This window comes from Sphingobium chlorophenolicum (genome assembly GCF_000722875.1).
GTDB lineage: Bacteria > Pseudomonadota > Alphaproteobacteria > Sphingomonadales > Sphingomonadaceae > Sphingobium > Sphingobium chlorophenolicum.
The window spans coordinates 144,251-170,414 of record NZ_JFHR01000006.1 but is presented as its reverse complement, the minus strand read 5'-3'; the positions used below and the strand labels follow the sequence as shown (position 1 = coordinate 170,414).

At 63.1% G+C, this 26,164-nt stretch carries 29 protein-coding genes, 2 tRNA genes and 1 other RNA gene; 16 read left to right on the top strand and 16 right to left on the bottom strand.

Translation table 11 applies throughout. From position 1 onward, the window contains the following. Positions 1–241 (top strand): hypothetical protein (locus BV95_RS24415; protein ID WP_214442604.1); only part of this gene is annotated, 241 nt, incomplete at its 5' end. Between the two features lie 355 nt (positions 242–596). On the opposite strand, the gene BV95_RS04375 is transcribed toward BV95_RS24415, so the two are convergent. From BV95_RS04375 to folK, 5 genes are all read right to left on the bottom strand, one after another. Then, positions 597–1,016, bottom strand: a complete 420-nt coding sequence (locus tag BV95_RS04375) for a very short patch repair endonuclease (protein ID WP_037447902.1) — start codon at positions 1,014–1,016, stop codon at positions 597–599. 32 nt (positions 1,017–1,048) lie between these two features. Then, a complete protein-coding gene (locus tag BV95_RS04370) occupies positions 1,049–2,275 on the bottom strand; it encodes a DNA cytosine methyltransferase (protein WP_037447900.1) in 1,227 nt (408 codons plus the stop codon). Continuing rightward, on the bottom strand, positions 2,272–3,462 hold the full coding sequence (locus tag BV95_RS04365) for an HNH endonuclease (RefSeq protein ID WP_037447897.1): 1,191 nt from the start codon (positions 3,460–3,462) through the stop codon (positions 2,272–2,274). The genes BV95_RS04370 and BV95_RS04365 overlap by 4 nt, the downstream gene beginning before the upstream one ends. A gap of 170 nt (positions 3,463–3,632) precedes the next feature. After that, positions 3,633–3,708: transfer RNA gene (locus tag BV95_RS04360), tRNA-Lys, on the bottom strand. Positions 3,709–3,753: 45 nt separating this feature from the next. Next, the gene (gene folK, locus BV95_RS04355; protein ID WP_037447894.1) at positions 3,754–4,254 is read right to left on the bottom strand and encodes a 2-amino-4-hydroxy-6-hydroxymethyldihydropteridine diphosphokinase; all 501 of its coding nucleotides are present in this window, start codon (positions 4,252–4,254) and stop codon (positions 3,754–3,756) included. Positions 4,255–4,277: 23 nt separating this feature from the next. On the opposite strand from folK, the gene BV95_RS04350 reads away from it, so the two are divergent. Then, positions 4,278–4,931 (top strand): uracil-DNA glycosylase, encoded by a 654-nt coding sequence (locus BV95_RS04350; RefSeq protein WP_037447891.1) that lies wholly within the window; start codon positions 4,278–4,280, stop codon positions 4,929–4,931. On the opposite strand, the gene BV95_RS04345 is transcribed toward BV95_RS04350, so the two are convergent. The 5 genes from BV95_RS04345 to rpsD form a co-directional block, all read right to left on the bottom strand. Then, positions 4,921–5,211: a putative quinol monooxygenase gene (locus BV95_RS04345; RefSeq protein WP_037447888.1), complete on the bottom strand. Its 291-nt coding sequence runs from the start codon at positions 5,209–5,211 to the stop codon at positions 4,921–4,923. The genes BV95_RS04350 and BV95_RS04345 overlap by 11 nt on opposite strands. 21 nt (positions 5,212–5,232) lie before the next feature. Then, positions 5,233–6,081: an N-carbamoylputrescine amidase gene (gene aguB, locus BV95_RS04340; RefSeq protein ID WP_037447885.1), complete on the bottom strand. Its 849-nt coding sequence runs from the start codon at positions 6,079–6,081 to the stop codon at positions 5,233–5,235. Positions 6,082–6,174: 93 nt separating this feature from the next. Further along, a complete protein-coding gene (locus tag BV95_RS04335) occupies positions 6,175–7,158 on the bottom strand; it encodes an agmatine deiminase family protein (protein WP_037447882.1) in 984 nt (327 codons plus the stop codon). Between the two features lie 287 nt (positions 7,159–7,445). After that, positions 7,446–9,089, bottom strand: a complete 1,644-nt coding sequence (locus BV95_RS04330) for a M28 family peptidase (RefSeq protein ID WP_037447879.1) — start codon at positions 9,087–9,089, stop codon at positions 7,446–7,448. Positions 9,090–9,219: 130 nt separating this feature from the next. Beyond that, a complete protein-coding gene (rpsD, locus tag BV95_RS04325) occupies positions 9,220–9,834 on the bottom strand; it encodes a 30S ribosomal protein S4 (RefSeq protein ID WP_013846583.1) in 615 nt (204 codons plus the stop codon). Between the two features lie 233 nt (positions 9,835–10,067). Here rpsD and BV95_RS04320 point away from each other — a divergent pair, with 233 nt between their 5' ends. Beyond that, a complete protein-coding gene (locus BV95_RS04320; RefSeq protein ID WP_037447876.1) occupies positions 10,068–10,364 on the top strand; it encodes a chorismate mutase in 297 nt (98 codons plus the stop codon). Between the two features lie 51 nt (positions 10,365–10,415). Here the strand turns inward: BV95_RS04320 and BV95_RS04315 are convergent, their stop codons facing one another. The 4 genes from BV95_RS04315 to rpiB form a co-directional block, all read right to left on the bottom strand. Further along, positions 10,416–11,507, bottom strand: coding sequence for a TrmH family RNA methyltransferase (locus BV95_RS04315; RefSeq protein WP_081873273.1), 1,092 nt, complete (start codon positions 11,505–11,507; stop codon positions 10,416–10,418). 68 nt (positions 11,508–11,575) lie between these two features. Next, a complete protein-coding gene (gene nrdR / locus BV95_RS04310) occupies positions 11,576–12,037 on the bottom strand; it encodes a transcriptional regulator NrdR (protein WP_013846586.1) in 462 nt (153 codons plus the stop codon). Between the two features lie 6 nt (positions 12,038–12,043). Continuing rightward, positions 12,044–13,357 carry a serine hydroxymethyltransferase gene (gene glyA, locus BV95_RS04305; protein ID WP_037447873.1) on the bottom strand — a complete coding sequence of 438 codons (1,314 nt, stop codon included), beginning with the start codon at positions 13,355–13,357 and terminating at the stop codon, positions 12,044–12,046. Positions 13,358–13,369: 12 nt separating this feature from the next. Beyond that, positions 13,370–13,807 (bottom strand): ribose 5-phosphate isomerase B, encoded by a 438-nt coding sequence (gene rpiB / locus BV95_RS04300; RefSeq protein ID WP_037447948.1) that lies wholly within the window; start codon positions 13,805–13,807, stop codon positions 13,370–13,372. Positions 13,808–13,911: 104 nt separating this feature from the next. On the opposite strand from rpiB, the gene BV95_RS04295 reads away from it, so the two are divergent. Beyond that, positions 13,912–14,106 carry a hypothetical protein gene (locus BV95_RS04295; protein ID WP_037447946.1) on the top strand — a complete coding sequence of 65 codons (195 nt, stop codon included), beginning with the start codon at positions 13,912–13,914 and terminating at the stop codon, positions 14,104–14,106. Here the strand turns inward: BV95_RS04295 and BV95_RS04290 are convergent. Both BV95_RS04290 and BV95_RS04285 read right to left on the bottom strand, forming a co-directional pair. After that, a complete protein-coding gene (locus BV95_RS04290; protein WP_037447870.1) occupies positions 14,103–15,188 on the bottom strand; it encodes an HPP family protein in 1,086 nt (361 codons plus the stop codon). The two genes, BV95_RS04295 and BV95_RS04290, sit on opposite strands and share 4 nt — an antisense overlap. Positions 15,189–15,328: 140 nt before the next feature. Then, the gene (locus BV95_RS04285; RefSeq protein ID WP_007688785.1) at positions 15,329–15,985 is read right to left on the bottom strand and encodes an alpha/beta hydrolase; all 657 of its coding nucleotides are present in this window, start codon (positions 15,983–15,985) and stop codon (positions 15,329–15,331) included. Between the two features lie 146 nt (positions 15,986–16,131). On the opposite strand from BV95_RS04285, the gene BV95_RS04280 reads away from it, so the two are divergent. The 12 genes from BV95_RS04280 (at position 16,132) to BV95_RS04230 (ending at position 26,155) form a co-directional block, all read left to right on the top strand. Continuing rightward, on the top strand, positions 16,132–17,235 hold the full coding sequence (locus BV95_RS04280; RefSeq protein ID WP_037447867.1) for a cysteine desulfurase family protein: 1,104 nt from the start codon (positions 16,132–16,134) through the stop codon (positions 17,233–17,235). After that, positions 17,235–18,323 carry a cysteine desulfurase family protein gene (locus BV95_RS04275; protein ID WP_037447864.1) on the top strand — a complete coding sequence of 363 codons (1,089 nt, stop codon included), beginning with the start codon at positions 17,235–17,237 and terminating at the stop codon, positions 18,321–18,323. Before BV95_RS04280 ends, BV95_RS04275 begins: the two co-directional genes overlap by 1 nt. 21 nt (positions 18,324–18,344) lie before the next feature. Then, complete coding sequence (locus BV95_RS04270; RefSeq protein ID WP_037447861.1) at positions 18,345–18,680, top strand: 2Fe-2S iron-sulfur cluster-binding protein; 336 nt, start codon at positions 18,345–18,347, stop codon at positions 18,678–18,680. A gap of 15 nt (positions 18,681–18,695) precedes the next feature. Then, on the top strand, positions 18,696–19,613 hold the full coding sequence (gene blaSGM / locus BV95_RS04265; RefSeq protein WP_051749618.1) for an SGM family class A beta-lactamase: 918 nt from the start codon (positions 18,696–18,698) through the stop codon (positions 19,611–19,613). A 104-nt stretch (positions 19,614–19,717) separates the two neighbouring features. Beyond that, an RNA gene (gene ffs / locus BV95_RS22960) (signal recognition particle sRNA small type) lies at positions 19,718–19,815 on the top strand. A 113-nt stretch (positions 19,816–19,928) separates the two neighbouring features. Continuing rightward, complete coding sequence (locus BV95_RS04260) at positions 19,929–21,545, top strand: DNA polymerase III subunit gamma/tau (protein WP_037447855.1); 1,617 nt, start codon at positions 19,929–19,931, stop codon at positions 21,543–21,545. Then, positions 21,542–21,865, top strand: a complete 324-nt coding sequence (locus BV95_RS04255; protein ID WP_037447853.1) for a YbaB/EbfC family nucleoid-associated protein — start codon at positions 21,542–21,544, stop codon at positions 21,863–21,865. The genes BV95_RS04260 and BV95_RS04255 overlap by 4 nt, the downstream gene beginning before the upstream one ends. Positions 21,866–21,996: 131 nt before the next feature. After that, positions 21,997–24,393 (top strand): endopeptidase La, encoded by a 2,397-nt coding sequence (gene lon, locus BV95_RS04250; protein WP_037447851.1) that lies wholly within the window; start codon positions 21,997–21,999, stop codon positions 24,391–24,393. Between the two features lie 176 nt (positions 24,394–24,569). Beyond that, positions 24,570–24,842 carry an HU family DNA-binding protein gene (locus BV95_RS04245; RefSeq protein WP_013846598.1) on the top strand — a complete coding sequence of 91 codons (273 nt, stop codon included), beginning with the start codon at positions 24,570–24,572 and terminating at the stop codon, positions 24,840–24,842. Positions 24,843–25,122: 280 nt separating this feature from the next. After that, a tRNA-His gene (locus BV95_RS04240) sits at positions 25,123–25,199 on the top strand. Positions 25,200–25,215: 16 nt separating this feature from the next. Further along, on the top strand, positions 25,216–25,635 hold the full coding sequence (gene hisI, locus BV95_RS04235; protein WP_156028565.1) for a phosphoribosyl-AMP cyclohydrolase: 420 nt from the start codon (positions 25,216–25,218) through the stop codon (positions 25,633–25,635). Next, a complete protein-coding gene (locus tag BV95_RS04230; RefSeq protein ID WP_037447848.1) occupies positions 25,622–26,155 on the top strand; it encodes a hypothetical protein in 534 nt (177 codons plus the stop codon). Before hisI ends, BV95_RS04230 begins: the two co-directional genes overlap by 14 nt. Positions 26,156–26,164: the final 9 nt, after the last annotated feature.

Sequence of the window (26,164 nt, the reverse complement as noted above, 5' to 3'; positions counted from 1 at the left end):
TCGCGCCCATCAAATCTTTGACGGCCGCTATCGATGGTCTATTCTCATTCCTGGTCATGGTGGGGCTCCATTGGGGTTGGCGACTTTGAACATCACCAGCCTGCCATGGCCGCTCAAATCCTCAATGGATTTTGCAGAACATCCCGCACACTACCAGCCAGGGGTGAGTTCAACATGGGTCACTTCTCAGTGGAAATATCGGCCCTTCCCGGGTCAACTCTCAGTGGCAATCAACAAATAAGCGTTCTTGCTAAGATGGCCCACGCCCTCGGCGTTCATCCCAGCATCTTGCTTTTGGACGGTCGTTAATTATAGCCGTAGCGATGAATAGCGATGGATTTAGAGAGTTTCTGTTGAACGTTCATGATCCGGACATGAGCGAAATGACTGCTAGCTCCATCATTGCGCGATGCCGTAGACTGGAAAGGGCGTTGTCGATCGAACTTGATAGCGTACCGGACGTGCAGGCTCTTTGCAGTGCTGTATCGAAGGTGTCTGGCTTAAAGAATGTGCAATCTGACTTGAGATCGGCTCTCAGGCGGTATCATGACTTCAAGGCTAGAACTGCCATCTAATAGATTGCATGTCGAACGAATTTAGAGGCGCTGCGGTCCTAAGAAGACGCGCAATCGTTCAGCAAGGTCTGGCTGTTGGAGCTGGCATTCCCACACCGTCATCACTTGCCATCCCTCCGATTCTAACTGAGTGATATTATTCATATCCCTTTCCGTGTTCCTGCGTAGCTTGGGCACCCAATAAGCTTGGTTCGACTTTGGTATCCGAGCTTTTGTGCATGATGGGGCGGCGTGGGAATGCCAAAAACAGCCGTGAACGAAGATTACCATCCGTCGTTTCGAAAATACGATGTCTGGTTTTCCCGGAAGATTGGCGTGAAGGCGGAAACGATACCCGAGCTTGTGCAGAATTCTCCTGACAGTGTGCTCTGGCTTGGTGTTCTTATGGCGGATGAGAGCCATTCTTGCGGAGCGTTGTTCAGGCGACAGCGTGTCCGGCATGGCTCTAAAATCGGATGGCGGGCATTTTTGCTCTAGCTAGCCACCTCATCCATGGCGAAATACGCTTGGGATATGGCGGTTGCCAAAGTGGCAGCCAGCACCGGCGGCACGGCATTTCCTACCTGAGTGAACTGTCGCGCTGTAGGTCCGAGAAAGACAAAATCATCTGGAAAAGTTTGCAGGCGAGCACATTCGCGGACGCTAAGCGTCCGAGGTATTTCAGGATGCAAATGTGATCGGCCACCGCCGTTCGTCCCGCCCGCGATCACTGTTTTCGATGGCAATGTGGGGTCGAGACGGTCGACCCGACCTAATTGATCGCGTTGACCATAGCCGAGGCGCATGTAACGCTCGATCGATCCTGCTTTATGCGACCGTGTCTCATGGTTGGGCAAGCCGACTGGAACCTGACTAAGTACGCTCGCGCACCCGACATGCGGCATGGCGGCGGGTAAGTTAAACTCACCATTGGTGCGCGACCCAACCACGAATAGGCGTTCTCTGAACTGCGGAACGCCATAATCGGCGGCATTGAGAGCAGTCGGATCATTCACGACATAGCCCGCTTCTTCGAGAAGCTCGATCGCAGCAGCTAATTGTTCGCCGCCATCAAGATCGCGAAGGCCCGGGACGTTTTCTACGATAAAGACCTTCGGCTTGAAGCGGATGATGAGGCGCACGTAGTCGAATAGAAGGTTGCCGTTTTTTTCATGGGCAAAGCCGACCCGCTTGAAGTTTTCTCCAGCCCTGGAGAACCTTTGGTTGGCCGCAATGCTGAACGGCTGACAAGGGGGGCCGCCGATGAAGACGCCTTCAAATGGCGCGTCGATCAGCGGCTCAAGGTTTTGCACAACTTCCTCGTATTTTGACACGTCGCCGCTGCCGAATGGAGGGCCAAAGACCTTCCAGGTGGGCCGGTTCTTGCGCAGGGTGCGGCAAAATATCTCATTATGCTCGAATGCAGCGACGTTATCGAACCCGATCTGTTCGAATCCGAGGTCCATGCCGCCGCAGCCGGTGAAGAAGCTTACCAGCGGGACCTTCTTTACCAGCTTCGGGAAATCGGTGAGTCGGGTAGGCGCTCCACCGGACCATTTTTTTTCTCTGGACCGTTCATAGACGAGGTCGTCATAGCTCCAGCCGGCATCCCCCAGTACGCTAGCCAGATCGCCTTCTGTGCCCTCGGCGGCCCTGATTAAATTCAGCTGTTGACCATACTCATCCTGTTCGATCCGAGCCTTGGGTTGCGCAGCTGTCATGTGTCGTTCCTTAAATTTCTGGCCTCGTCATAGACGGCACGAGCCTCCTCAGCGTCCGCGAAATCCTTCTTGCCCTTAGCCTTCAGCCACTGCGTGTAGAAGCGGTGGACGGCGCGATGGCAGGTCGGGCAGACAGCGACCAAGTCCCCTAAGACCGTGCCGTCCTTGTCGGACCTCGTGCCAGAACAAAGCGGTAACACGTGGTGGATGTCAAGTACACGATCTGACCAGGGAAATTCGTTGTTTGTGTCCCGGTCGCAGAAGTCGCACGTGGTAGTCGGGTTTCTGTCGAAAAAGGCTTTGCGGATCGCTGAGTTGCGTTCGAGGACGATGTGGGTCTTCTCGACCCGTGTGCCCTCGGTGAAGCCCGCCTCGACGGTCTCGTCAAAGAGCGAACTCGACTGCTCAAGGTCAAGGTCGGCGATCGAAGATGCGAACAAATCCGCTAAACCGACGAGTTCACTCTCTCGATCGTCGGCTCCAATGTCACGGATGCCGTTCAACGAACCGAAGATCGACGAAAAGTCGACATTCAGCGACACTGTGACATCCTTAGAATTGAAGTTTAGATAAGATAATGGGCTGAGTACAAGGATGCTCTCGCGCGCTTGGCGAACCAAGTCCCTCTCAGCATTAGTTAGGTTGCCCGGCAACGTCCATGCCTTACTGGCAATCTTGAAGAAGGCTGAGACATCCTCATCCCCGTTGAAACCGGTCTGTGAGTATGCCGCTATGATCTCTTCGTAGCTGGACGTATCGATGCCGGAGTTTGCCCGGATCAGCAGGAATTTGAGTGCGAAGACGAGGGGAAACTTCGGATCAGTAGTGGGTTCCCACTCCTGGGAAAAGGCTGGGTCGGGATCGGTGAACGATTGAGCCCAGAAATGGAAGAAATCGTCGGACGTTACCTGACCATCTTGCGCCAAAAGATGGGCAACCGTCGTCGGCACGGCAGGCGTGTTTCGGCCACCCGGCTGCGTTACGATGCGCATCAAACGGAAGGTGCGCCCATAATTACGCCATGGCTGCTCGTACCCAACCTTTATTGGAGGGTAACCGATGCCTGTGGCAGCGCCCAAATCAGCATGGCCTGCCGCCGCGAGATCATTCGCGACAGCGAATTTCGCGTGTTTGCGAATTTGATCGAAGGAATAGTATCCTAGTCGTCCTTGGTCAAAGCGCCACATGGGTGAGAGGTAGCAAAGGCCCCAAAGGCAGTCCAGACCGCTCCATAAATAGGATAAGGAAATCGGTGCTCGCGGCGGCGTTTACGGTGTTCAACCGGTGCTCGTAGGAGGCGTCGGAGGCGAAGCGTCGCTGCTGCGATCCATAAAAGCATCAAAACAAAGAGAAAATATGGTGAGCCCTACTGGATTCGAACCAGTGACCTACTGATTAAAAGTCAGTTGCTCTACCGACTGAGCTAAGGGCCCTCATACGCTGGGGTCCGCACGCACTAGAGGCGGCGATGCGGCTGGTCAACCTCCAGAAATCGCTTTTCGCAGGCGGAATCGCAAATGGCGCATGGAAAGCCCCGATACCGGGTCGCGCCATTCCGGCGCGACCGCGCAAAGCGGCGTCAGCACGAAGTCCCGATCCCGGAAAGTCGGATGCGGGATATGCAGCGAACGGCTGTCCCAGCGCCCGCCGGACCAGAGGATGATGTCGATATCCAGACGCCTTGCCCCCCAGCGCATGAACCGCTGGCGTCCCAGGCCGCGCTCGACCGCCTGCAAGTGCAGCAGCATCGCCTCAGGCGGCAGGTGGCTCTCCACCAGCACCGCGCCATTGGCGAAAATCCGCCGCGACGGCCCCAGCGGCGGCGTCTTCATGATCGGAGCGACCGCCAGAACCGTGCCCAGTTCCGCGATCCTGCCTACCGCCTCCTGCAGCAAGCGCTCAGGCGTCAGCCGGGCCGACAGCGGCCGGTTCGATCCCAATGCGAGCGCATAGATATGACGAATGCTTGTCTTCACCATCCGACAGCGCCTATCGCGTCGTCATGACGCTGCAAAGCCCTATCCCGCAAAGCGAACCGCCGCACGACTGTCCGCTTTGCCCACGCCTCGTGGCCTTTCGCGGCGAAAACCGGGTGGAGCATCCCGACTGGTGGAATGCGCCGGTTCCGGTCTTCGGCGATCCGTTGGGCAGGATAGCGATCATCGGCCTTGCGCCCGGCAAGATGGGCGCGAACCGCACCGGCCGGCCCTTTACCGGCGATTATGCCGGCGACCTGCTTTACGCGACGCTCGGCAAATTCGGCCTGACGGAAGGAACCTATGAAGCGCGAGCGGACGACGGGCTGAAATTGCGTAACGCCATCATCCTCAACGCCGTCAAATGCCTGCCGCCGCAGAACAAGCCGCTGCCGGAGGAAGTCCATAATTGCCGCGCCTTCCTGAAACCGGCGGTCGCGGCCTTGCCCCATGCGCAGGTCTTCGTCGCGCTGGGCCAGATCGCGCACCAGTCGGCGGTGAAGGCGCTGGGCGGCAAGCTGCCCAAGGCGCGCTTCGCCCATCTGGCCGAGCATCGCATGCCCAGCGGCAAGATCCTGATCGATAGCTATCATTGCTCGCGCTACAACCAGAATACCGGCCGCCTGACAGCGGACATGTTCGAAGCCGTATTCGAACGGGCGGTGGCGCTCAGCGAATGAGATAGTCGAGATAGATCCCGTCCGGCGGCCCGTCGAGCGCCGCCATCATCGGCGCCAACACGCCCTTGTCCAGACTTCCCGCGGCTGCCTTGTGCGCGTCGATATCGACCCATTGCTCGATCAGGACGAAGCGCCGTTCATTGCCGATGTCCCGCAGCAATTCCACGCCTTCGCAGCCCGGCACCGGCCGAACCGCATCGGCCAGCGTCCGCAAGGCGGTTTCCAGCGCGGCGTCCATGCCTTCCTTCGCATGCATGATATAGTGGCGGGCAACGGTCATCCTTTTTCTCCTGCTGCTTTGTCAAATATCCTGGGCGATCCGCGCATAAAGCTCCGGCCGCCGGTCGCGAAAGAAGCCCATGCCCGCCCGGTGCATCCTGGCCTGCTCCAGGTCCAGCGTCGCCACCAGTGCGCCATTGTCCTTCGCGCCTGCCTCCGCCGCGAAATCGCCCCACTGGTCGGCGATGAAGCTGTGGCCGTAGAATTTCTGGCCGTCCTCTTCCCCGATGCGATTGGCGGCGATCACCGGCATGCAGTTGCTGACCGCGTGGCCGATCATGGCGCGCCGCCACATGCGGCTGGTGTCGAGGTCGGCATCATAGGGCTCCGATCCGATGGCGGTCGGGTAGAAGAGCATCTCCGCGCCCATCAGCGCCATCACCCGCGCCGTTTCGGGATACCATTGGTCCCAGCATATGCCGACGCCGACGGTGCCGAACTTCGTCTGCCACACTTTGAAGCCGCTATTGCCGGGACGGAAATAATATTTCTCCTCATAGCCCGGCCCATCGGGAATGTGGCTCTTGCGATAGACGCCCATAATCTCGCCCTCATCGTCGATCATGGCGAGCGAGTTGTAATAATGATGCCCGTCCCGCTCGAAGAAGCTGGCGGGGATATAGACGCCTTCCGCCTTGGCCACCTTGCGCATTTCCTGCACCGCGGGATGCTCGTCCAGGGGGAGGGCGTTGGCGAACAGCGCTTCATCCTCGACCTTGCAGAAATAGGGGCCTTCGAACAATTCGGGCGGCAGGACGATCCTCGCGCCCCGCGCAGCCGCCTTCACGACATGGCCCGCGACCATTTCGATATTGTCCGCCCTGTCGTCCGAAAAGGCGAGCTGGAGCGCGGCGACGGTGACTTTGGTCATGTTCGAAACCCTGGAATCGGATGCCCGTGCGGGCGGCCATGCTGAGGAGATAGAGCAGGATCGCGACCGCGCAACCCTGCGATCAACGCCCGCTCAGGCGGACGGCATCTGCTGGCTGCAACAATGGAAGCTGCCGCCGCCTGAGAGAATGGCGTCGCTGCGCAGTCCGATGATCTCCCGGCCGGGGAAGAAGGGCCTGAACGCGTCCAGCGCCGCCTGATCGTTGGGCTGGCCATAGATGGGGACGATGACGGCTGCGTTGCCGATGGCGAAATTCATGTAGCTGGCCGGAATGACCTCACCATCCACGACCACGCGTCCGGGGGAGGGGATGGACGCCACCTCCACGCCGAAGGCCTTGGCTCGCGCCCGCGCATCGGCATAGATGGCCGCATTGAGGTCATCCTCCGTACTGGCTTCGGGCAGCGCCAGCACGCCCGGCGCCACGAAGCGGGCCAGATTGTCGACATGGCCGTCGGTGTGATCGTTCAGCAATCCGTCGCCTAGCCACAGCATGTCGGAAAGCCCCAGCGATCCGGCCAGCAATGTTTCAATCTTCCCCCGGTCCAGTTCCGGGTTGCGATTGGGATTGAGCAGGCATTGCTCGGTCGTCACGAACAGCCCGTTGCCGTCGGTGTCGACCGCGCCCCCTTCGAACACCCAATGTTGGGTCGAGGTGGGCAGGCCCGTCGTCGCCGCCAGCCGCGCGCCGATATCCTCATCGCCCGGCATCTGATATTTGCCGCCCCAGCCGTTGAAGCCGAAATCCACCAGCGCCCGCTCGTTGCCCCGCTTCACCGCGATGGGGGCGGTGTCGCGCAGCCATACATCGCCCAGCTTTTGCACGATGACGGTGACGCCCGGCGCGACCAGCCCGCGGGCAACATCCGCGTCGCGCTCATGGGCGCAGACGAGCCGTACTTCCTCACCCTTGCCATCGGCATGGAGCGCGCTGGCGAAATCCGCGATCTGCCGCCGCGCATCGTCGAAAGCGCCGGGCCATTCCTGCGGATTGGTGGGAAAGCCGATCCAGGTCCAGTCATGCGGCGCCCATTCGGCGGGCATACGGAAAGTCATGGGCTTGGCTCCTGTTTGCGGCGTGTCCACCGCGCCCTCTACAGGATCGCGCACCGCATTCCAGAGGTATTATGGCGAATGGCGGGGAAGGGTGGGAAGCGGACCCATCCTATTCCTCCCCATCGGGAGATGGGGAGGGGGACCAGCCGGAGGCTGGTGGAGGGGAAGATACGCAGGTCACGCCATTTCCCCTCCACCACTCGCTTCGCGAGCGGTCCCCCTCCCCACGCTGCGCGTAGGGAGGATTGGGAGCGTCCGCTAATGTTCACAAGTGCCGCAAAAGGCCGTCACTTCCCCGCCCGGCTCTTGTCGCGAATGGCGCGGAATTCGTCGCCGGGCATCCAATTGGGCCAATCGGTCGTGTTCGCCAGCGCCCGCCCGACATCATAATAAAGCTTCAGGTCCGCCTTCACGCCGCTCCAGTCCCATTTGGGATCATATTCGTCCTTGGGGCCGTGATAATGATGCTCTTCATAATCCTTGGCCGCCTTCGCGCCCGCCGCAGGGCCGCCTTTCACCAGATCCTGCCCGCCCTCGAAATAGAGCATCGGCACGCCATGCTTGGCGAAGCTGAAATGGTCGGAGCGGTAGTAAAATCCCTTTTCCGGCGTCGGCTCCAGGCTGGCGACCCGCTTCTGCGAGGCGAGCGCCCGGTCCAGATAGGCGTCGAGTTGCGACTTGCCCTTGCCGATCACCACGACATTCTTGGCGACCCCGGCCATGCTGAGCGCGTCCATATTGACCCCGCCCACCGTCTGCCCAAGCGGGAAGACCGGATGATTGCCATAATAGGCCGATCCCAGCAGCCCCGACTCCTCCGCCGTCACGGCCAGAAAGACCTGGCTGCGGTCGGTCGCCCCGGCCTTCACATTCGCCTCTGCCAGCGCCACCAGAGCCGCCGTTCCGGTGGCGTTGTCGATGGCCCCGTTGCAGATGTCGTCCCCATCCGGCGCTGCCTCGCAATGGCCCAGATGGTCCCAATGTGCCGCATAAAGCACATATTCCCCGGGTCGCGTCTTGCCGGGGAACAGGGCGACGACATTCTTCGAACTATGCTTGCGAATGGCATTGTCGAAGGAGACGCTGGCCTTCACGCCCTTCAGCGGCACCGCCCTGAACCCGCGTTTCTTCGCCGCCGCCATCAGGGCGTCAAGGTTCAGCCCCGCGCTGGCCATCAGGGCGGCCGCCTTGTCCTTCCGGATCCAGCCGATGGCGGCGGACTGGTCGGCATTGCCGTTGGCGCTGTCCGCTACATGCTGCGCGCCGGTCCAGCTCGACTGCACGACATTCCACCCATAGGCGGCGGGCATGGTGTCATGCACGATGATCGCCGCCGCCGCGCCCTGCCGCGCCGCTTCCTCGAACTTGTAGGTCCAGCGGCCATAATAGGTCATCGCCCGCCCGTTGAACGGCCCGCGCAGCGTCGGCGTCTGGTAATCGGGATCGTTCACCAGGATGACGACCGTCTTGCCCTTCACGTTCACGCCCGCATAGTCGTTCCACTTCTTCTCCGGCGCGTTGATGCCATAGCCGACGAAGACGACGGGGCTGTCCTTCACCTCGATATGCGGTTGCCCGGTGCGATAGGTGGCGACCACCATTTCCGGGCCGTAATTGGCCGAAACCGCGCTCTTGCCCCCGGTGAACCGCAGCGGCGACACATTCTTCGCGTCGATCTCCACCAGCGGCACGTCCTGGAACCAGCTACCCTTGTTGCCGGGCTTCAGCCCCAGCGCCTCGAACCGCTGGACCAGATAGGCGAGGGTCTTTTCCTCCCCCACCGTCCCCGGCGCGCGCCCTTCATAAGCGTCGGAGGAGATTTCCTTCACCACCTCCTTCACCGTGTCGATGGAAGGGCCGCCGTCGGAAGACGCGGCAATCGCGCTGCCACTGGCAAGGGCGAGAAGAGAGGTCAGGAAAAGCGCGCGCATGGCAAGGCCTTTGAAAAGACGGCGAATGGTCCTTTGATGCCAGTTGGCCGCGTGTCAAACAAGGGTGAGGGCGCAAACAAAAAAGGCGGCCCCGAAGGACCGCCTTTCCGTACTTCGTAAGACCGAAATCTTAGCGCGAATAGAATTCGACCACCAGATTCGGTTCCATCTTCACCGGATAGGGCACCTCGTCCAGCGACGGAACGCGGACATAGGTGATCTTCGCGGCGCCATCGGGCGACACATAGTCGGGAATGTCGCGCTCAGGCAGGCTCTGCGCTTCCAGAACCAGCGCCATTTCCTGCGCCTTCTTGCCCAGGGTGATCTCGTCGCCCGGCTTCACCAGACGGCTGGCGATGTTGCACTTCACGCCGTTCACATAGATGTGGCCGTGCGAAACGATCTGACGGGCCGAAAAGATGGTCGGCGCGAACTTGGCGCGGTACACGACGGCGTCCAGGCGGCGCTCCAGCAGGCCGATCAGGTTCTGACCGGTGTCGCCCTTCATGCGGGCCGCCTCGATATAGCTCTTCTTGAACTGCTTTTCGGTGATGTCGCCGTAATAGCCCTTCAGCTTCTGCTTGGCGCGGAGCTGGATGCCATAGTCGGACATCTTGCCCTTGCGGCGCTGGCCGTGCTGGCCGGGGCCGTACTCGCGCTTGTTGACCGGGCTCTTGGGGCGACCCCAGATATTCTCGCCCATGCGGCGGTCGAGTTTATACTTGGCGCTGGAACGCTTCGACATGATAATTCCTTAACAACTGCTTTTAACGTTTGTTCACCCTTCTGATCCGAAAACCGGTTCCCACTTTTCGGGAAGGGTGAATGTTTCCCCGGTATCGCCTACGATCCATATTTCAGGGGCAGGGCCACCGTTTCACCGGGATACGGGGCCAATCGCGAAGCGGCGCCTATGACGAAGCGATGACGTGATGTCAACCCTCGACAGCGCCTGTTTCCGGGCTTAGTCAGCGGGCCATGAACCCCGAAAGCTACACGACCATGGCTCAGGTCCGCGCAGGCGTGGACGAAATCGACCGCCAGCTTGTCGCCCTGCTCGACCAGCGCTTCGCCCATATGCGCGCCGCCGCCCGGATCAAGCCAGAGCGCGGCGCCGTCCGCGACGAAGTGCGGAAGGCCGAGGTGATCGCAAATGCTCGCGCTGAGGCGGAACGGTTGGGTGCGCCGGGCGATGTGATCGCCGACCTGTGGGATCGGCTGGTCGAAGCCTCGATCGCCTATGAGATGAGCGAGTTCGATAGCCTCAAGGGCTGACGTGCTCCTGCGAAGGCAGGAGCCCAGTTCAACGGCAGGAACGCATTGCGCTTAGCGGGATCGCGGATTGCCTAGCGCCGACAAGACTCCGCGCAGGGTCCGGACCTCCAGATGGTTCCAGCCCGGCTTGGTCAGCAGATTGCGCAAGGTCCGCTTGGTCGCGGGCGCCCGATCCGGCGGGAAGAAATAGCCCGCGCCTTCCAGCAGCGTCTCGAACTGCCCGATCATCCCCTCCAGCTCTACCTGTGGAGCCGGTTCGCCCAGATCGACCACAGTGGGTTGCTCCAGCGAAGCCTGTTTCGACCATTCATAGGCGCACAGGATCACCGCCTGTGCCAGGTTGAGCGACCCGAATTCCGGATTGATCGGCACGGTCAATATCTTCCGCGCCAGCGCCACATCCTCGGTCTCCAGCCCCGACCGCTCCGGCCCGAACACATAGGCGGAGCGTCCGGCGGCGGCATGGATTTCCCGTGCGGCTTCTTCTGGCGTCACGACGGGCTTGGTCACGCCCCGCTTGCGCACGGTGGTGGCATAGACATGGGCGCAATCCGCCACCGCATCGGCCAGCGTTTCAAAGACCTCAGCCTTGTCCAGCACGACATCCGCGCCAGCCGCCGACGGCCCCGCATCCGGATTGGGCCAGCCGTCGCGCGGCGATACCAGCCGCATCTCGACCAGCCCGAAATTCAGCATGGCCCGCGCCGCCTTGCCGATATTCTCGCCAAGCTGGGGGCGAACGAGGACGATGACGGGGGGAGGGGAGGCAATTTTATCCATAATTTCGTTCACCGGGGCCGTGACTCCAACTCCATCCTCCGTTCGCCCTGAGCGAAGTCGAAGGGTCTTGCTGAGCGAAGGCGAAGAATGGGATATCGAAGCTTTCTTCAGCTTTTCCCAATTGCCCGCAATGAGCGCTTCCTTCTTCTTGCGGGACCAGCCCTTGATCTGGAGTTCCGCCGCCAACGCTTCCGCGCGGCTTGCGAATTCCGCCGACCACATCAGTTCGACCGGCAGCCGGTCGGACGTGTAGCCTTTTATGGAACCGGACTGATGCTGCGCGACCCGCGTTTCGAGGTCGTCACTATGGCCCGTATAATAGGAGCCGTCCGAGCATCGCAATATATAGGTGTAGAAAGCCATTGGCGGATCAGCGGCCTCGCTCCGCTCGGCAGGGCCCTTCGACTTCGCTCAGGGCGAGCGGGGCGGGGTCAATCACTCCCGACTTCCTTCACGGTCGAGGCGAAATCCTCGAAGTCCCGTGCATCGGTGAAGTCCTTGTACACGCTTGCGAAGCGGATATAGGCGACGCTGTCCAGGCGTTTCAGCCCGTCCATCACCATCTCCCCAATCGCCCGCGCCGGAACTTCGCCATCGCCGGACGTCTCCAACTGCCGCTGGATGCCGGAAATCAGCTTTTCCAGACGGCTGGGGTCTATCGGCCGCTTCCGGCACGCGATGCCGATCGACCGCGCCAGCTTGTCGCGGTCGAAGGCTTCCTTGCGCCCCTCGCTCTTCACCACCCAGATGTCGCGAAGCTGTATCCGTTCGAAGGTGGTGAAGCGCGCGCCGCAGGCTTCGCACTGGCGCCGACGGCGGATGGCGGCGCCATCCTCCGTCGGGCGGCTGTCCTTCACCTGACTGTCGTCATGGGCGCAAAAGGGGCAGCGCAAGCGACCTTATCCTTCGTAGATCGGGAAACGGGCGCAGAGGGCAGAGACGCGCTCCCGCACATTGGCTTCGACCGCCGCATCGCCATGCTCGCCATGATCGCGCAGCCCTTCCAGAACGTCAGCGATCATGTCGCCAATCGCCTCGAACTCCGCCACGCCAAACCCGCGGGTCGTGCCTGCGGGCGAACCCACGCGGATACCGCTGGTCTTGGTCGGCGGCAACGGGTCGCCCGGCACGCCATTCTTGTTGCAGGTGATGAAGCTGCGCTCCAGCGCCTCGTCCGCATCCTTGCCTGAAATGCCGTAGGGACGCAGGTCGATCAGCGCCAGATGCGTGTCCGTGCCGCCCGAAACCACGGCCAGCCCGCGCTGCTCCAGCTTGGCGGCAAGCGCCTGGGCGTTGGCGACGATGGCCTGGGCATAGGTCTTGAACTCAGGCCGCAGCGCTTCGCCGAAGGCGACCGCCTTCGCCGCGATCACATGCATCAGCGGACCGCCCTGAAGGCCGGGGAACACCGCCGAATTGATCTTCTTCGCAATGGCTTCGTCATCGGTCAGGATCATGCCGCCACGCGGTCCGCGCAGCGTCTTGTGCGTGGTCGTGGTCACGATATGGGCATGGCCGAAGGGCGTCGGATGCGCCCCGCCAGCCACCAGACCCGCGAAATGCGCCATGTCGACCATCAGCAGCGCGCCGACCTTGTCCGCAATCGCCCGGAAGCGCGCGAAGTCCAGATGACGCGGATAGGCCGAACCGCCCGCGATGATCAGCGTCGGCTTGGCCGCGACCGCCTGGGCCTCCAGCGCGTCATAGTCGATCACATGCGTGTCTTCGCGCACGCCATATTGCACGGCATTATACCATTTGCCCGACAGCGCGGGCTTTGCGCCATGCGTCAGGTGCCCGCCCGCGTCCAGCGACAGGCCCATGATGGTGTCGCCCGGCTTGGTAAGCGCCAGCATCACCGCGCCGTTCGCCTGCGCGCCCGAATGGGGCTGCACGTTGACGTAGCCGCAGTTGAAGATCTGCTTGGCCCGGTCGATGGCCAACTGCTCGACCTCATCCGACGGCGCGCAGCCCTGATAATAGCGCTTGCCCGGATAGCCTTCCGCATATTTGTTGGTGAAGACCGAACCCTGCGCCTCCAGCACCGCCTTCGACACGATATTTTCCGAAGCGATCAGTTCGATCTGGTTCTGCTCGCGCTTCAGCTCATGGGTGACGCCCGCGAAGACTGCCGGATCGGCATCGGCCAGGCTGCGCGTGAAATAGCCTTCCGAACGGATGTCGGAAAGATGGTCGATGGTTGCGGTGCTCATAGGGCAGGCTCCTTAAAGCGCGGGCTGGGAGAGTTTATCGACGCGGCCGGCATGGCGGCCACCGCCGAAATCGGTGGATAGGAAAGCGGCGACGCAGGCTTTCGCCATGTCCACGCCGGTCAGGCGCGCGCCAAGGGCGAGGACGTTGGCGTCATTATGCTCCCGCGAAAGCGCGGCGGACAGCGGTTCCGACACCAGGGCGCAGCGGCAGGCGGGGTTGCGGTTCACGGCGATGGAGATGCCGATGCCCGATCCGCAGAGCGCGATGCCCCGCTCCGCCGCGCCGGACGCGACCGCCGCGGCGAGCTTGTAGCCGAAATCGGGATAATCCACCCGATCGGCCGTCGCCGGACCCAGATCGTCGACATCATGCCCTTCGGCGCGCAGCCAATCGGCGAGTTCCGCCTTCAGGTCCACGGCGGCATGGTCGGAAGCGAGGGCTATTTTCAAATGCCGGTTGTCCAATCACTCAAAAAGTTGATTCGTTTCCCGCGCCTCATAGGAGGTGAACCGCGATATTGCCACAGTCCACCCGCCCACCTATGGCCTGCTTCATGGCTGGCACGATTTTATCCATATTGATGCTTGCGGGCATCGCTCTCACCGGCGGGGGCATCTACGCCATCGTCAGGAAGGGCGACCGCAAGCGCGGCGCGTTGATGATCGTCGCGGGGCTGGTGATGTTCGCCAATGTGGCCATCACCGCCATTCCGGGTCCGGACTTGCAAGTGCTGGAAAACAGCCGCTAGGCCCGCCGAGCCACCGCCGTCAGCAAATCCGTCTGGGTGATCAGGCCGCGCAGCATCCGGTCGTCATCCACCACGATTGCCTCGCGCCGTCCTCCGCCGGTCAGCGGTCGAAGCAGCGCCGCCACCGGCGTGTCGGCATGGACGACATAGGGCGCTGAAGCGATGTCGCGCACCTGCTCGCCCTGCCGCGCCAGATCCAGCGGGCCGACCACGCCCTGCACGCGCCCGGCCTTGTCCAGCACCGGCAAGGACAATAGCCGCCGGAGGTGGAGCAGTTCCCGCGCCTCGGCCACCGGCTGGCCTTCGCGTACGGAGATGACGTCGCGGGACATGATCTCGCCGCAGGTCAGCCGGCCATGCGCCCGCTCGGCGGCGCGCATCTCCGCTTCGTGCAGCACCACCTGCAGGTCGGCGGCATCCACGTCCAGCGCGTCGCCATAGGCATGCAACGCATCCTCGATATCCTGTTCCGACGGCGTGCGCAGTATGGGTGCGGGGTCGCTGGTGTCATGCGCGCTGGGCGCCCTGGGCACGATATGGGGATAATTATGCCCGGCTATCCGGTGGAAGATGATCGCGACGATCACGAGCAGCGCGGTATTCATCCCGATCGGCACGAAGGCGAACATATAGGCTGGCGGGCCATGGGCAGCCCCCAGCACCGTCGACAGCGCGATGGCTCCGCCCGGAGGATGCAGGCAGCGGAAGAGCGACATCGCGCCAATCGCGCAACCCACGGCCAATGCGGCGGCGACGGTCTGATCGGGGACCAGATTCGCCACGCCGATCCCGACCAAAGCCGATACCACATTGCCGCCGACGACCGACCAGGGCTGGGCCAGCGGGCTGGCCGGGACGGCAAAGAGCAGCACCGCCGAGGCCCCCATCGGCGCGATCAGCAACGGATGGGCGATGCCGTTCCCCAGCATCAGCCCGCAGAGCAGGCCGGTAATGGCGATCCCGCCAATCGCCCCGCTCGCCGCCTTCAACCGGTCCATAAAGCCCGGCCCAGCAGGCGCGGGTATGAAGGCGCTGTAATAGCGGCTCCAGATCAGCCGGACATCATTCTTCTGCTCACTCATCGCGGTTTGCGGCTAAAGCCCGGCGCCCATAAGACCAAGCGCAAAATTCCTCAGTCGCCTCAATCCTGACTTCACCGCAACGGCTCAAAAAGAAAAAGGGGCCGCCGAAGCAGCCCCAAATCCTCAAATTCGAACCGGGATCAACGGATCGGCGAATCCGGCGACAGCCGCATGTCGAGATAATTGTCGACCGACTTCATCAACTGATCCAGTTCATGTTCGAAAAAGTGGTTCGCGCCACGGATTTCGTCGTGATGGATGGTGATGCCCTTCTGGGTGCGCAGCTTGTCGACCAGTTTCTGCACGGCGCTGGCGGTCACGACCTCGTCGGCCGTCCCCTGCACGATGATGCCCGAAGAGGGGCAGGGCGCCAGGAAGGAGAAATCATACATGTTCGCGGGCGGCGCGACCGAAATGAAGCCCCGGATTTCCGGCCGCCGCATCAGCAACTGCATGCCGATCCACGCGCCAAAGGAGAAGCCCGCGATCCAGGTGGTCTGCGCCTCCGGATGGAAGCTCTGCACCCAGTCGAGCGCGGCGGCGGCATCCGACAACTCGCCGATGCCGTTGTCGAACGTGCCCTGGCTGCGGCCGACGCCGCGGAAGTTGAACCGCAACACCGCAAAACCGCGCCGCACGAACGTCTTGTAGAGCGCCTGGGTGATCCGGTCGTTCATCGTGCCGCCGCCCTGCGGGTGCGGGTGCAGGATCATCGCGACGGGCGCGCGGGGACGGGGCGGGGGGCTGAAGCGGCCTTCGAGGCGACCTTCGGGACCGGGGAAAATAACGTCGGGCATGGCACCTGTTATGGTTCTGGGCGGCCCAACCCGAAACAGGGCGAGCCGCGAATGGAGAGGGCGCAAAAGCCAGTGCTGGCGCTGCGCGACAGACCGCCTATATAGAAGTCGCCACCATTTCCGCAATCAATGAGTGTTTCCTGTCCGTGGCTTCCAACCGTCTCTATCTGGATCACGCCGCCACCACGCCCATCCTGCCCCAGGCGAAGGCGGCGATGGTCGGGGCGCTGGAAAGCTGGTCCAACCCGTCCAGCCCGCATGGCGACGGCCGCGCCGCCCGCGCCGCGCTGGAGGATGCCCGCCGCCGCATCGGCGCGGCGCTGGGCTGGGACGGCCAGATCATCTTCACCTCCGGCGCCAGCGAAGCCATCGCCATCGGGCTGGGCCGCGCCAAGACAGGCCGCATCCTGACATCGCCTGTCGAACATGATTCGGTCCTGCGCGTCACGCCAGGAGCCGGGCGTCTGGAAGTCACGTCAGATGGTCTCGCCACTCTCTCCCCCGTTCGGGCTGAGCCTGTCGAAGCCCTGCACTTCCCTTCCGAAGAAAAGGGAGGCCCTTCGACAAGCTCAGGGCGAACGGACGAAAGGGTTCTGCTCGCCATCCAGCACGTCAACAACGAAACCGGCGTCATCCAGCCCCTCGACGCCATCGACCGCGAGGGCGTCATTCTCTTCGCGGACTGCGCCCAGAGCGCCGCCAAACTCCCGCTCCCCGATGCCGATATGATCGCCGTCAGCGCCCATAAATTCGGCGGCCCGCCCGGCGTCGGCGCGCTGCTGATCAAAGACCTCACCCTGATCGACCCCAGCGGCGGCCAGGAGCAGGGCTACCGCTCCGGCACTGAAAACCTGCCCGCCATTCTTGCCATGGCGGCGGCGCTGGAAGCCCGGACCGACTGGCTCCCCAAGGCCGCCACGCTTCGCGCCAAGCTCGACGCCGCCATCGAAGCGTCCGGCGGCCGGATCGTCGCCCGAAACGCCCCGCGCATCCCCAATATCGCGAGCTACCGCATGCCTGGCCTGTCCGCCCGCGCCCAGCTCATCCAATTCGACCTGGCGGGCATTTCCGTTTCGGCGGGCAGCGCCTGCTCCTCCGGCTCGCTCAAGACCAGCCATGTCCTGGGCGCCATGGGCTGGGACGAAGCGGAGGCGAGCGAAGTCATTCGGGTGAGTTTTGGTCCCGCGACCGATGAAGCCGACATAGACCGCTTCATCGATGCCTGGACCAAGATGGCTGCTCGCGCCTGATGACCATCTATCTCGACTATCAGGCGACGACGCCGCTCGCGCCCGAAGCCTTCGACGCGATGGTCCCGCTGCTCCGCGACCAGTTCGCCAATCCCCACAGCCCGCACCGGCTGGGCCGCGCCGCCACCGCGCAGGTCGAGGTGGCCCGCGCTGAAATCCTGAAACTCCTTCCCGAAGGCGGCCGCCTGCTCTTCACCTCCGGCGCGACCGAAGCACTGAATATGGCGATACAGGGCGCGCCCGAAGGCGGCATCGTCACCATCGCCACCGAACATGCCGCCGTCCTCGACACGGTGGAGGCCCAAGGCAGGACGGGGCGCGCCGTCACCATACTCCCCGTCGGTCCCGATGGACTGATCGACCTCGATCAAGCCGCAAAAGCCATCCGCCCCGGCGTCGCGCTGGTCGCCGCCATGCTTGTCAATAACGAGATCGGCGTCATTCAGCCCATCGCGCAACTGGCGGAACTCGCTCATCGGGCAGGCGCCCTGTTCCTGTGCGACGCGGTGCAGGGCTATGGCCGCATCCCCATCCCGCCCCAATGCGACATGGTCGCGATCAGCGCCCACAAGATTCACGGCCCCAAGGGGATCGGCGCGCTCTGGCTCCGCGACGGCGTAACCCTCACCCCCATCATCCACGGCGGCGGTCAGGAGGGCGGATTGCGTTCCGGTACCCTCTCACCAGCCCTCTGCGCCGGATTCGCCGCCGCCGCCCGCCTGATGCGCGAGCGGGCCGAAGCCGACCGCGCCCATGTGGATATGCTGTGGCTGGCGGCGCGTAAACTCTTCTTCCAATGGACCCTCAACGGCAGCGAAACCCACCGTTATCACGGCAATCTCAACCTCCGCCGCGCCGGAGTCGACGGCGCGCGGCTGTTGTCGGAATGCCGCGATGTCGCTTTTTCGCTCGGTAGTGCTTGCGCAAGCGGGTCCGGGAGGCCTAGCCATGTGCTGCGCGCACTCGGCCTTTCAGACGCGGAGGCGCGTGGATCGGTGCGGATCGGCTTCGGCCGATACACGACGCTGACCGAACTGGAGGATGCCGCGGGTATAATGAACAAGGCAGCCCAAATATGGGCGCCATGACAAAGCGGGGAACGTCGCATCATGACAAGGGTCATCTTCATCAGCGCGGATGGGGAGAATAAACAGGAAGTCGAAGCACCGGCCGGATCGGTGCTGCTGGATATCGCCCAGGCCGCCGGACAGCCGCTGGAGGGCACTTGCGAAGGGCAGATGGCCTGCTCCACCTGCCACGTCATCGTCGACGCCGCCGATTTCCCCAAGCTCAAGAAGGCGAGCGAGGATGAAGAGGATATGCTGGACCTCGCCGCCGCCGCGACGCGCACCAGCCGCCTGTCCTGCCAGATCGTGCTGGACGAGAAGCTGGAAAGCCTGACCGTCCGCATCCCTGGCGAATCCTACAATATGCAGGGGATGTAGCTCTTGCCCAGACGCATGCTCCTTGCGGCCCTGCTGCTCGCCGGCCCGGCATCGGCGCAGCAGGAAGCGCCGCGCCAGTCGCTGCTGCCGCCGCCGCCCCGCTATATGGTGAGCGAATCCGCCATGAAGTCGGTTCGCAATCCCAAGGAGATCGAAAGCGAAAGCGGCGGTCGCCTGGGCGTGGCGCTGGTCGACAGCAAGGGCGCGCTGATCCTTGGCTTCAACCGCGACGAGCGTTTCGCCATGTGTTCGACCTTCAAGGCTCCGCTCGCCGCGGCCGTCCTGTCCGGTGCGGAAGGCAATAAATTCGGGCTGGAAGGCCAGATCGGCTTCACCAAGGCCGATCTGCTCGACCATGCCCCGGTGGTCAAGAAGAACGCCAGGCGCGGCCGCATGTCGATGGAGGAACTGGCCGCCGCCGCCGTGGAGGTCAGCGACAACAGCGCCGCCAACCTGCTGCTGCCGATGATCGGCGGCCCGGAAGGCTTCACCCGATATGTTCGCGCCCATGGCGACAATGTGACGCGCCTCGACCGCACCGAACCGGCGCTCAACGAAAATGCCGAGGGCGACGAGCGCGACACCACCAGCCCCGCCGCCATGGCCGGGTTGATGCGCCGCCTGATCTTCACTGATTTGAAGCCGGAAAGCGCCGCCAGGCTGCGCGGCTGGCTGAACGCCAGCAGCACGGGCGGCAACCGCATCAAGGCGGGACTGCCCAAGGACTGGACCTCCGGCAGCAAGACCGGAACATGCGGCACCGCCTATAATGACGTCGCGCTGGTGAAGGCGCCTTCGGGCGAGGAATATATACTCGCCATCTATCTCGACCGACCCACGGTCGATGCGAAGGCTGCCGAGGCCGCCATAGCCGAAACCGCCCGCGCTGCATTGGATTTCGTCGGCAAGGCGCAAAAGACGGGGTTGGAGTAGGCCGGTAAGGAAAGCAATGTGCTCCTGCGCAGGAGCACGGGAAGCGCTTATCCGGCCGATCCCTTAACCCCTTGCCATCCCCCCCGCCTTTCGCCATATGCCGCGCCGGGAGTCGGGCGGACGTAGTCGTCGCGAACCTGGTCAGGTCCTGACGGAAGCAGCCACAGTGATTTCGCTGCGGGTCGTTCCGGCTCCCACCTCCATAAAACCCCGTTCGGGCCCAGCCTGTCGAACCCCGCGTCTTCTTTCGATATTGAAACGAAGGAGGCTTCCCTTCGGGTCGCCAAGCCGCGCACGAACGGCTAGAAGATTCGAATGTCCGATTCCCCCCAGCCCTATCGCGTCCTTGCGCGCAAATATCGCCCGCGCAATTTCCGGGAACTGATCGGGCAGGACGCCATGGTCCAGACGCTGGCCAATGCGATCCGCCGGGGACGGCTGGCCCACGCCTTCCTGATGACCGGCGTGCGCGGCGTGGGGAAAACCTCCACCGCCCGCCTGATCGCGAAAGCATTGAACTGCATCGGCTCGGACGGGCAGGGCGGCCCGACCATCGATCCCTGCGGCGTCTGTGAACCCTGCATGGCGATTGCGGAGGGCCGCCATATCGACGTGGTCGAAATGGACGCCGCCAGCCACACCGGCGTCGACGATGTGCGGGAAATCATAGAGGCGGTGCGCTATGCCGCCGTCTCCGCCCGCTACAAGATCTACATCATCGACGAAGTTCACATGCTCTCGAAGAACGCGTTCAACGCACTTCTCAAGACGCTGGAGGAACCCCCGGCCCATGTGAAATTCCTCTTCGCCACGACCGAAGTGAACAAGGTGCCGGTGACGGTCCTCTCCCGCTGCCAGCGCTTCGACCTGCGCCGCATTCCGGCGGAACTGCTGGCCGCCCACTTCGCTCATGTGGTCGAGGCAGAGGCGGTCGCCGCCGAGCCTGATGCCCTGGCCCTCATCGCACAGGCCGCCGAAGGCTCGGCCCGCGACGGTCTATCGATCCTCGATCAGGCCATCGCCCATGCGGAAATGGGCGAAGGCGCGCCGCTCGTCACCGCCGCGCAGGTGCGCGACATGCTGGGCCTGTCGGATAGAGGCGCAACCCGCCGCCTGCTCGGACTGCTGCTGGAGGGGGACACCGGCGCGCTGCTGGGCGCGGTGCGCGACCAATATGCGCTGGGCGTGGAACCGCTCTCCCTGATGCGCGGCCTGCTCGAACTGGTCCACGCTGTCACGCTGGTGAAGGCTGGCCGCGACATCGCCAATCCCGGCCAGTCCGCCGAGGAACGGGAGGCGCTGGCCGATTGGGCCTCGCAACTGGGCTTCGCGCCGCTCCACCGCCTCTGGCAGCTTCTGCTCAAGGGCCATGATGAGGTGGCCAGCGCCGTGCTTCCCATCGAAAGCTGCGAAATGGCGCTGCTCCGCGTGATGCACGCCGCGACCATGCCCGATCCGGGCGAGGTCGCCCGCCTGCTCCGCGAAGGCGCGCCCGCCGCCGCGGCCCCAGGCCAGACGTCGCAATCGGTCCCGTCAGACGCCCCATCCGCGCAGCTTCCCGCCAGTTTCGAAGATCTGATCGAACTGCTCTACCGCCGGGGCAGGGGGCAATTGTCCCAGCATCTCAAGGATTGCGCGGGCCTTTCCCACTATGCGCCGCCCCTGCTGGAAATCCGCCTGACCGACCCCTGGCATGGTGAGGGCGATTTTTTCCGCGAAACGGCGCGGGCGCTGAAAGACATTACCGGCGTCCATTGGCAGGTGCGGCAGGCCGAAGGCCCGGTGGCGCCCACCCTGATGGAGCAGGAAAACCGGCAGCGCGAAGACGCCCGCGCCGCCATCATGGAAACCCCGGTGGTCAAGGCGGCGTTGACTGCCTTCCCCGATGCAGAGCTTAGCGATGAGCTTGAACAATGGAGCGCAGAGCGATGAAAGATTTGAATGAAATTCTGGGAATGGCCAGCCGCGTGCAGGAGGAACTGCAACGCGCCCAGGACAATCTCGACAAGCTGGAGGTCGAGGGCAGCGCGGGCGGTGGCCTGGTGAAGGTCCGCGCCTCGGCCAAGGGCCGCATCCTGGGCGTCGCCATCGACGACAGCCTGCTCGCTCCCAGCGAAAAGCAGATGCTGGAGGATTTGATCACCGCCGCGTTCAACGATGCGCGCAAGAAGGCGGACGAAGTCTCCAACGCCGAAATGGGCAAGATGACCGCCGGGCTGCCGCTGCCGCCGGGCTTCAAGCTGCCTTTCTGAGACAAAATTGCGGCAGGATCAGCGCTTATTCATCATTGCGATCCTACAAGCCATGATTGAACGATGCGGCGACTCTCCCCATAAAGACGATGAACCGCATCATTGGGCTGAATGACCGCCCCGGAGAGTGAATGACTACGCAATATCCCCTTCTTCCCCTGCGCGACATCGTCGTCTTCCCGCAGATGATCGTGCCGCTGTTCGTGGGCCGCGACAAAAGCGTGTCCGCGCTCGAAGCGGCGATGGAGGGCGACAAGGAAATCTTCCTCGTTTCCCAGCTCGATCCCGCAGAGGATGATCCGGGTCAGGATTCGCTCTACGATACCGGCGTCATCGCGGTGGTGCTGCAACTGCTGAAACTGCCCGACGGCACCGTCCGCGTGCTGGTGGAGGGCAAGCAGCGCGCGCGCCTCGACGGTCTCAGCCCGGCCGAAGGGCATATGAACGCGAACGTGAGCGCGGTCGAGGAACTGCCCGCCGAAGGACCGGAAGCCGCCGCGCTGATGCGTTCGGTCGCCGAACAGTTCGAAAATTACGCCAAGCTCAACAAGAAGCTGCCCGCCGAAACCCCGGTGCAGTTGCGCGAGATCGAGGATGCAGGTCGCCTGGCCGACGCCATCGCCGCCAACATCAACGTCAAGGTCGCCGACAAGCAGTCGCTGCTGGTCGAGGCCGATCCGGTCAAGCGGCTGGAGATGGTCTTCGCCTTCATGGAGGGCGAACTGGGCGTGCTCCAGGTCGAAAAGAAGATTCGCGGCCGCGTGAAGCGGCAGATGGAGAAGACCCAGCGCGAATATTATCTGAACGAGCAGTTGAAGGCGATCCAGCGCGAACTGGGCAATGGCGAGGGCGAGGAAGGCGACGAACTCGCCGAACTGACCGAGAAGATCGCCAAGGCCAAGCTGAGCAAGGAAGCCCGCGCCAAGGCGACGGCGGAACTGAAGAAGCTCAAGGGCATGCAGCCCATGTCCGCCGAAGCGACGGTGGTGCGCAACTATCTCGACGTGCTGCTCGGCCTGCCCTGGGGCAAGAAGGGCAAGGTCAAGACCGACCTCAAAAAGGCGCAGGCGATCCTGGACGAGGATCATTTCGCGCTGGAGAAGGTCAAGGACCGGATCATCGAATATCTCGCCGTGCAGGCGCGCACCAACAAGCTGAAAGGCCCGATCCTGTGCCTCGTCGGCCCGCCGGGCGTCGGCAAGACGTCGCTCGGCCGCAGCATCGCCAAGGCGACGGGCCGCGAATTCGTGCGCCAGTCGCTGGGCGGCGTGCGCGACGAAGCGGAAATCCGGGGCCACAGGCGGACCTATATCGGCTCGCTGCCGGGCAAGATCGTCACCAACCTCAAGAAGGCCGGGACGATGAACCCGCTCTTCCTGCTGGATGAGATCGACAAGCTGGGCCAGGATTTCCGAGGCGATCCGGCCTCCGCGCTGCTGGAAGTGCTGGACCCCGAACAGAACAGCAAGTTCCAGGATCATTATCTGGAGATCGATGTCGATCTTTCAGACGTGATGTTTGTGACGACCGCCAACTCCCTGAATTTGCCTCAGCCCTTGCTCGACCGCATGGAGATCATCCGGCTGGAAGGCTATACCGAGGACGAGAAGGTGGAGATCGCGCAGCGGCACCTGCTGCCCAAGCAGATCGACGCCCACGGCCTCAAGGAAGGCGAACTTGACGTCACCGAGGAAGCGGTCCGCGACCTGATCCGCTATTATACCCGCGAAGCCGGCGTCCGCACGCTGGAGCGCGAAGTGGCGCGCCTCGCTCGCAAGGCGCTGCGCAAGATCCTCGAAGGCGCCTATGACAAGGTGACGATCACGCCGGACAATCTGGCCGACTATGCCGGGGTGCGGAAATTCCGCCACGGCGTGGGCGAGGAGGAGCATCAGATCGGCGCTGTGACGGGCCTGGCCTGGACCGAGGTGGGCGGCGAACTGCTGACGATCGAGGCCGTGACCGTGCCCGGCAAGGGCGCGATCAGGACCACCGGCAAGCTGGGCGAGGTCATGAACGAGTCCGTGCAGGCGGCCTTCTCCTATGTGAAGGCGCGCTCGCCCGGTTACGGGATCAAGCCCAGCATCTTCACCCGCAAGGACATCCACATCCACCTTCCCGAAGGCGCGGTGCCTAAGGATGGTCCGTCGGCGGGCATCGGCATGGTCACGACCATCGTGTCGACGCTGACCGGCATTCCGGTGCACAAGGATGTGGCGATGACTGGCGAAGTGACGCTGCGCGGTCGCGTACTTCCTATTGGCGGCCTCAAGGAAAAGCTGCTCGCGGCGCTGCGCGGCGGCATCAAGACGGTGCTGATCCCGGCCGAGAATGAGAAGGATCTCGCGGAGATTCCGGCCAATATCAAGGAAGGGCTGGAGATCGTTCCCGTGTCCCATGTGGACGAGGTGCTGGCTCGCGCCCTGGTGACAAAGCCGGAGGCGATCGCCTGGACCGAGGAAGACGATCTCGCCGCCCAGCCGAGTCCCGCCCAAGGGCGCGACGGGGAAGCCTCCATCCGGCACTGACACGACCGGCGAACGCCCGTTTCGACGGCTATTCGGCAGGGTTTTCACCGAAAATCTCGCCTGAGTAGCCGTCGATGCAGCTTTCCCTTTGACAAGCCCCGAAAGCTGGGCCTTATTGCCCCGCCTACGCCGCGATTCCTAAGTTATCCAAACAGCTAGAAGGGGGTTCCCAAGGCATGAACAAGCAGGATCTTATCGGCGCTGTCGCTGAAAGCAGCGGCCTTTCCAAGAGCGACGCCAGCAAGGCGGTAGAGGGCGTTTTCGACGCGATCACCGGCGCGCTGAAGAAGGGCGACGAAGTGCGCCTGGTCGGTTTCGGCACTTTCTCCGTTTCTCAGCGCAAGGCCTCTACCGGTCGCAACCCGCGCACCGGCGAAACGATGACGATCAAGGCTTCCGCCCAGCCGAAGTTCAAGGCGGGCAAGGGTCTGAAGGACTCGGTCAACTAAGGATTTTTGGGGCGCTCTTCCAACGAAGGGCGCCCATTCCGTTCTTTTGAGCCGGCGTCGCGGTTGGCGGAAGTTTTTAAGGAGAGAATGGCGCAGCGACAGGAAGGTCCACTTCGATGCGCGCGCTGATTTCGAGAGGCGTGAAAAGGGGCGGGGGCGCGAAGCTCTTCGCCCCTTTTCTCTTTTATTTTTCCCTCGCGCCATTTTCCGCATGCACCCGCTTGACGGCGCGGGATGGGCCGCATATGTGGCCCTTCTCTCAGGGGCACGGCCCCTTGTGGCGATCGTAGCTCAGTTGGTTAGAGCGCCGGTTTGTGGTACCGGAGGTCGCGGGTTCGGATCCCGTCGATCGCCCCATTTTCTTCCCAGTCCCGTGACAATCGGGCTTCGCATGAAGCCCTGCGGCCTCTATAGCCCGCTCATGGATGAAGCGCGCGACAAGGGCCTGACCCTCAATCCGAAATATGACCGGGACGGCCTGATCACTGCCGCCGTCACCGATGTGGACAGCGGCGAACTGCTGATGGTCGCGCATATGAATGCGGAGGCGCTGAAGCTCACCGTCGACACCGGCCTCGCTCATTTCTGGTCGCGCAGCCGCCAGTCCCTCTGGAAGAAGGGCGAGACGTCGGGCCATATGCTGGAAGTCCGCGATATCCGCATCGATTGCGACCAGGATGCGGTCTGGGTGAAGGCGGTTCCGGCCGGTCCCACCTGCCACACGGGTGCGCGCTCCTGCTTCTTCCGCCGCATCGGCCCGGAAGGCCTTACGCCTGTCGATGCGGCTGACTAATCTTTTTGCGCTGTTGCTGCTCGCGGCCTGTCAGCGCGAGGCCGCGTCCGCGCCGGGTTCGCATGAAACAGGCATCCAGACCGGCTCCGGCCTGGAACGCGCCGCCATCGAAACCGGCGTGATCGCGGACGCGGCGAAGCTGCCTGCCATCGGCCTCTACCAACGCAATCATGAGGCTGGCCGCGACGCCTTCTGCGTGATCCCGGCCCGGAACGGCGACTATCGCTTCGGCCTGGAGGCGACCTTCGGCGAGGATCAGAGCTGCGCGGGCAGGGGCACGGCCCGGCGGGCGGGCGACAAGCTGATCCTCAACTTTTCTCGCACCGACCATTGCATCGTCGTGGCGCAATATGACGGCGACCAGATATCGCTGCCCGGCGTGGTCGACATGAAATGCGCGGACGTCTGCAAGGGGCGCGGCACGCTCGAAGGCGTCAGCTTTCCCCGCATGGCGAGCGACGCGGCTGCGGCCCTCCAGGCCCGAGACGGAAGCGGCGATCCCCTATGCCAGCCTGATTAGGTTAGGCCG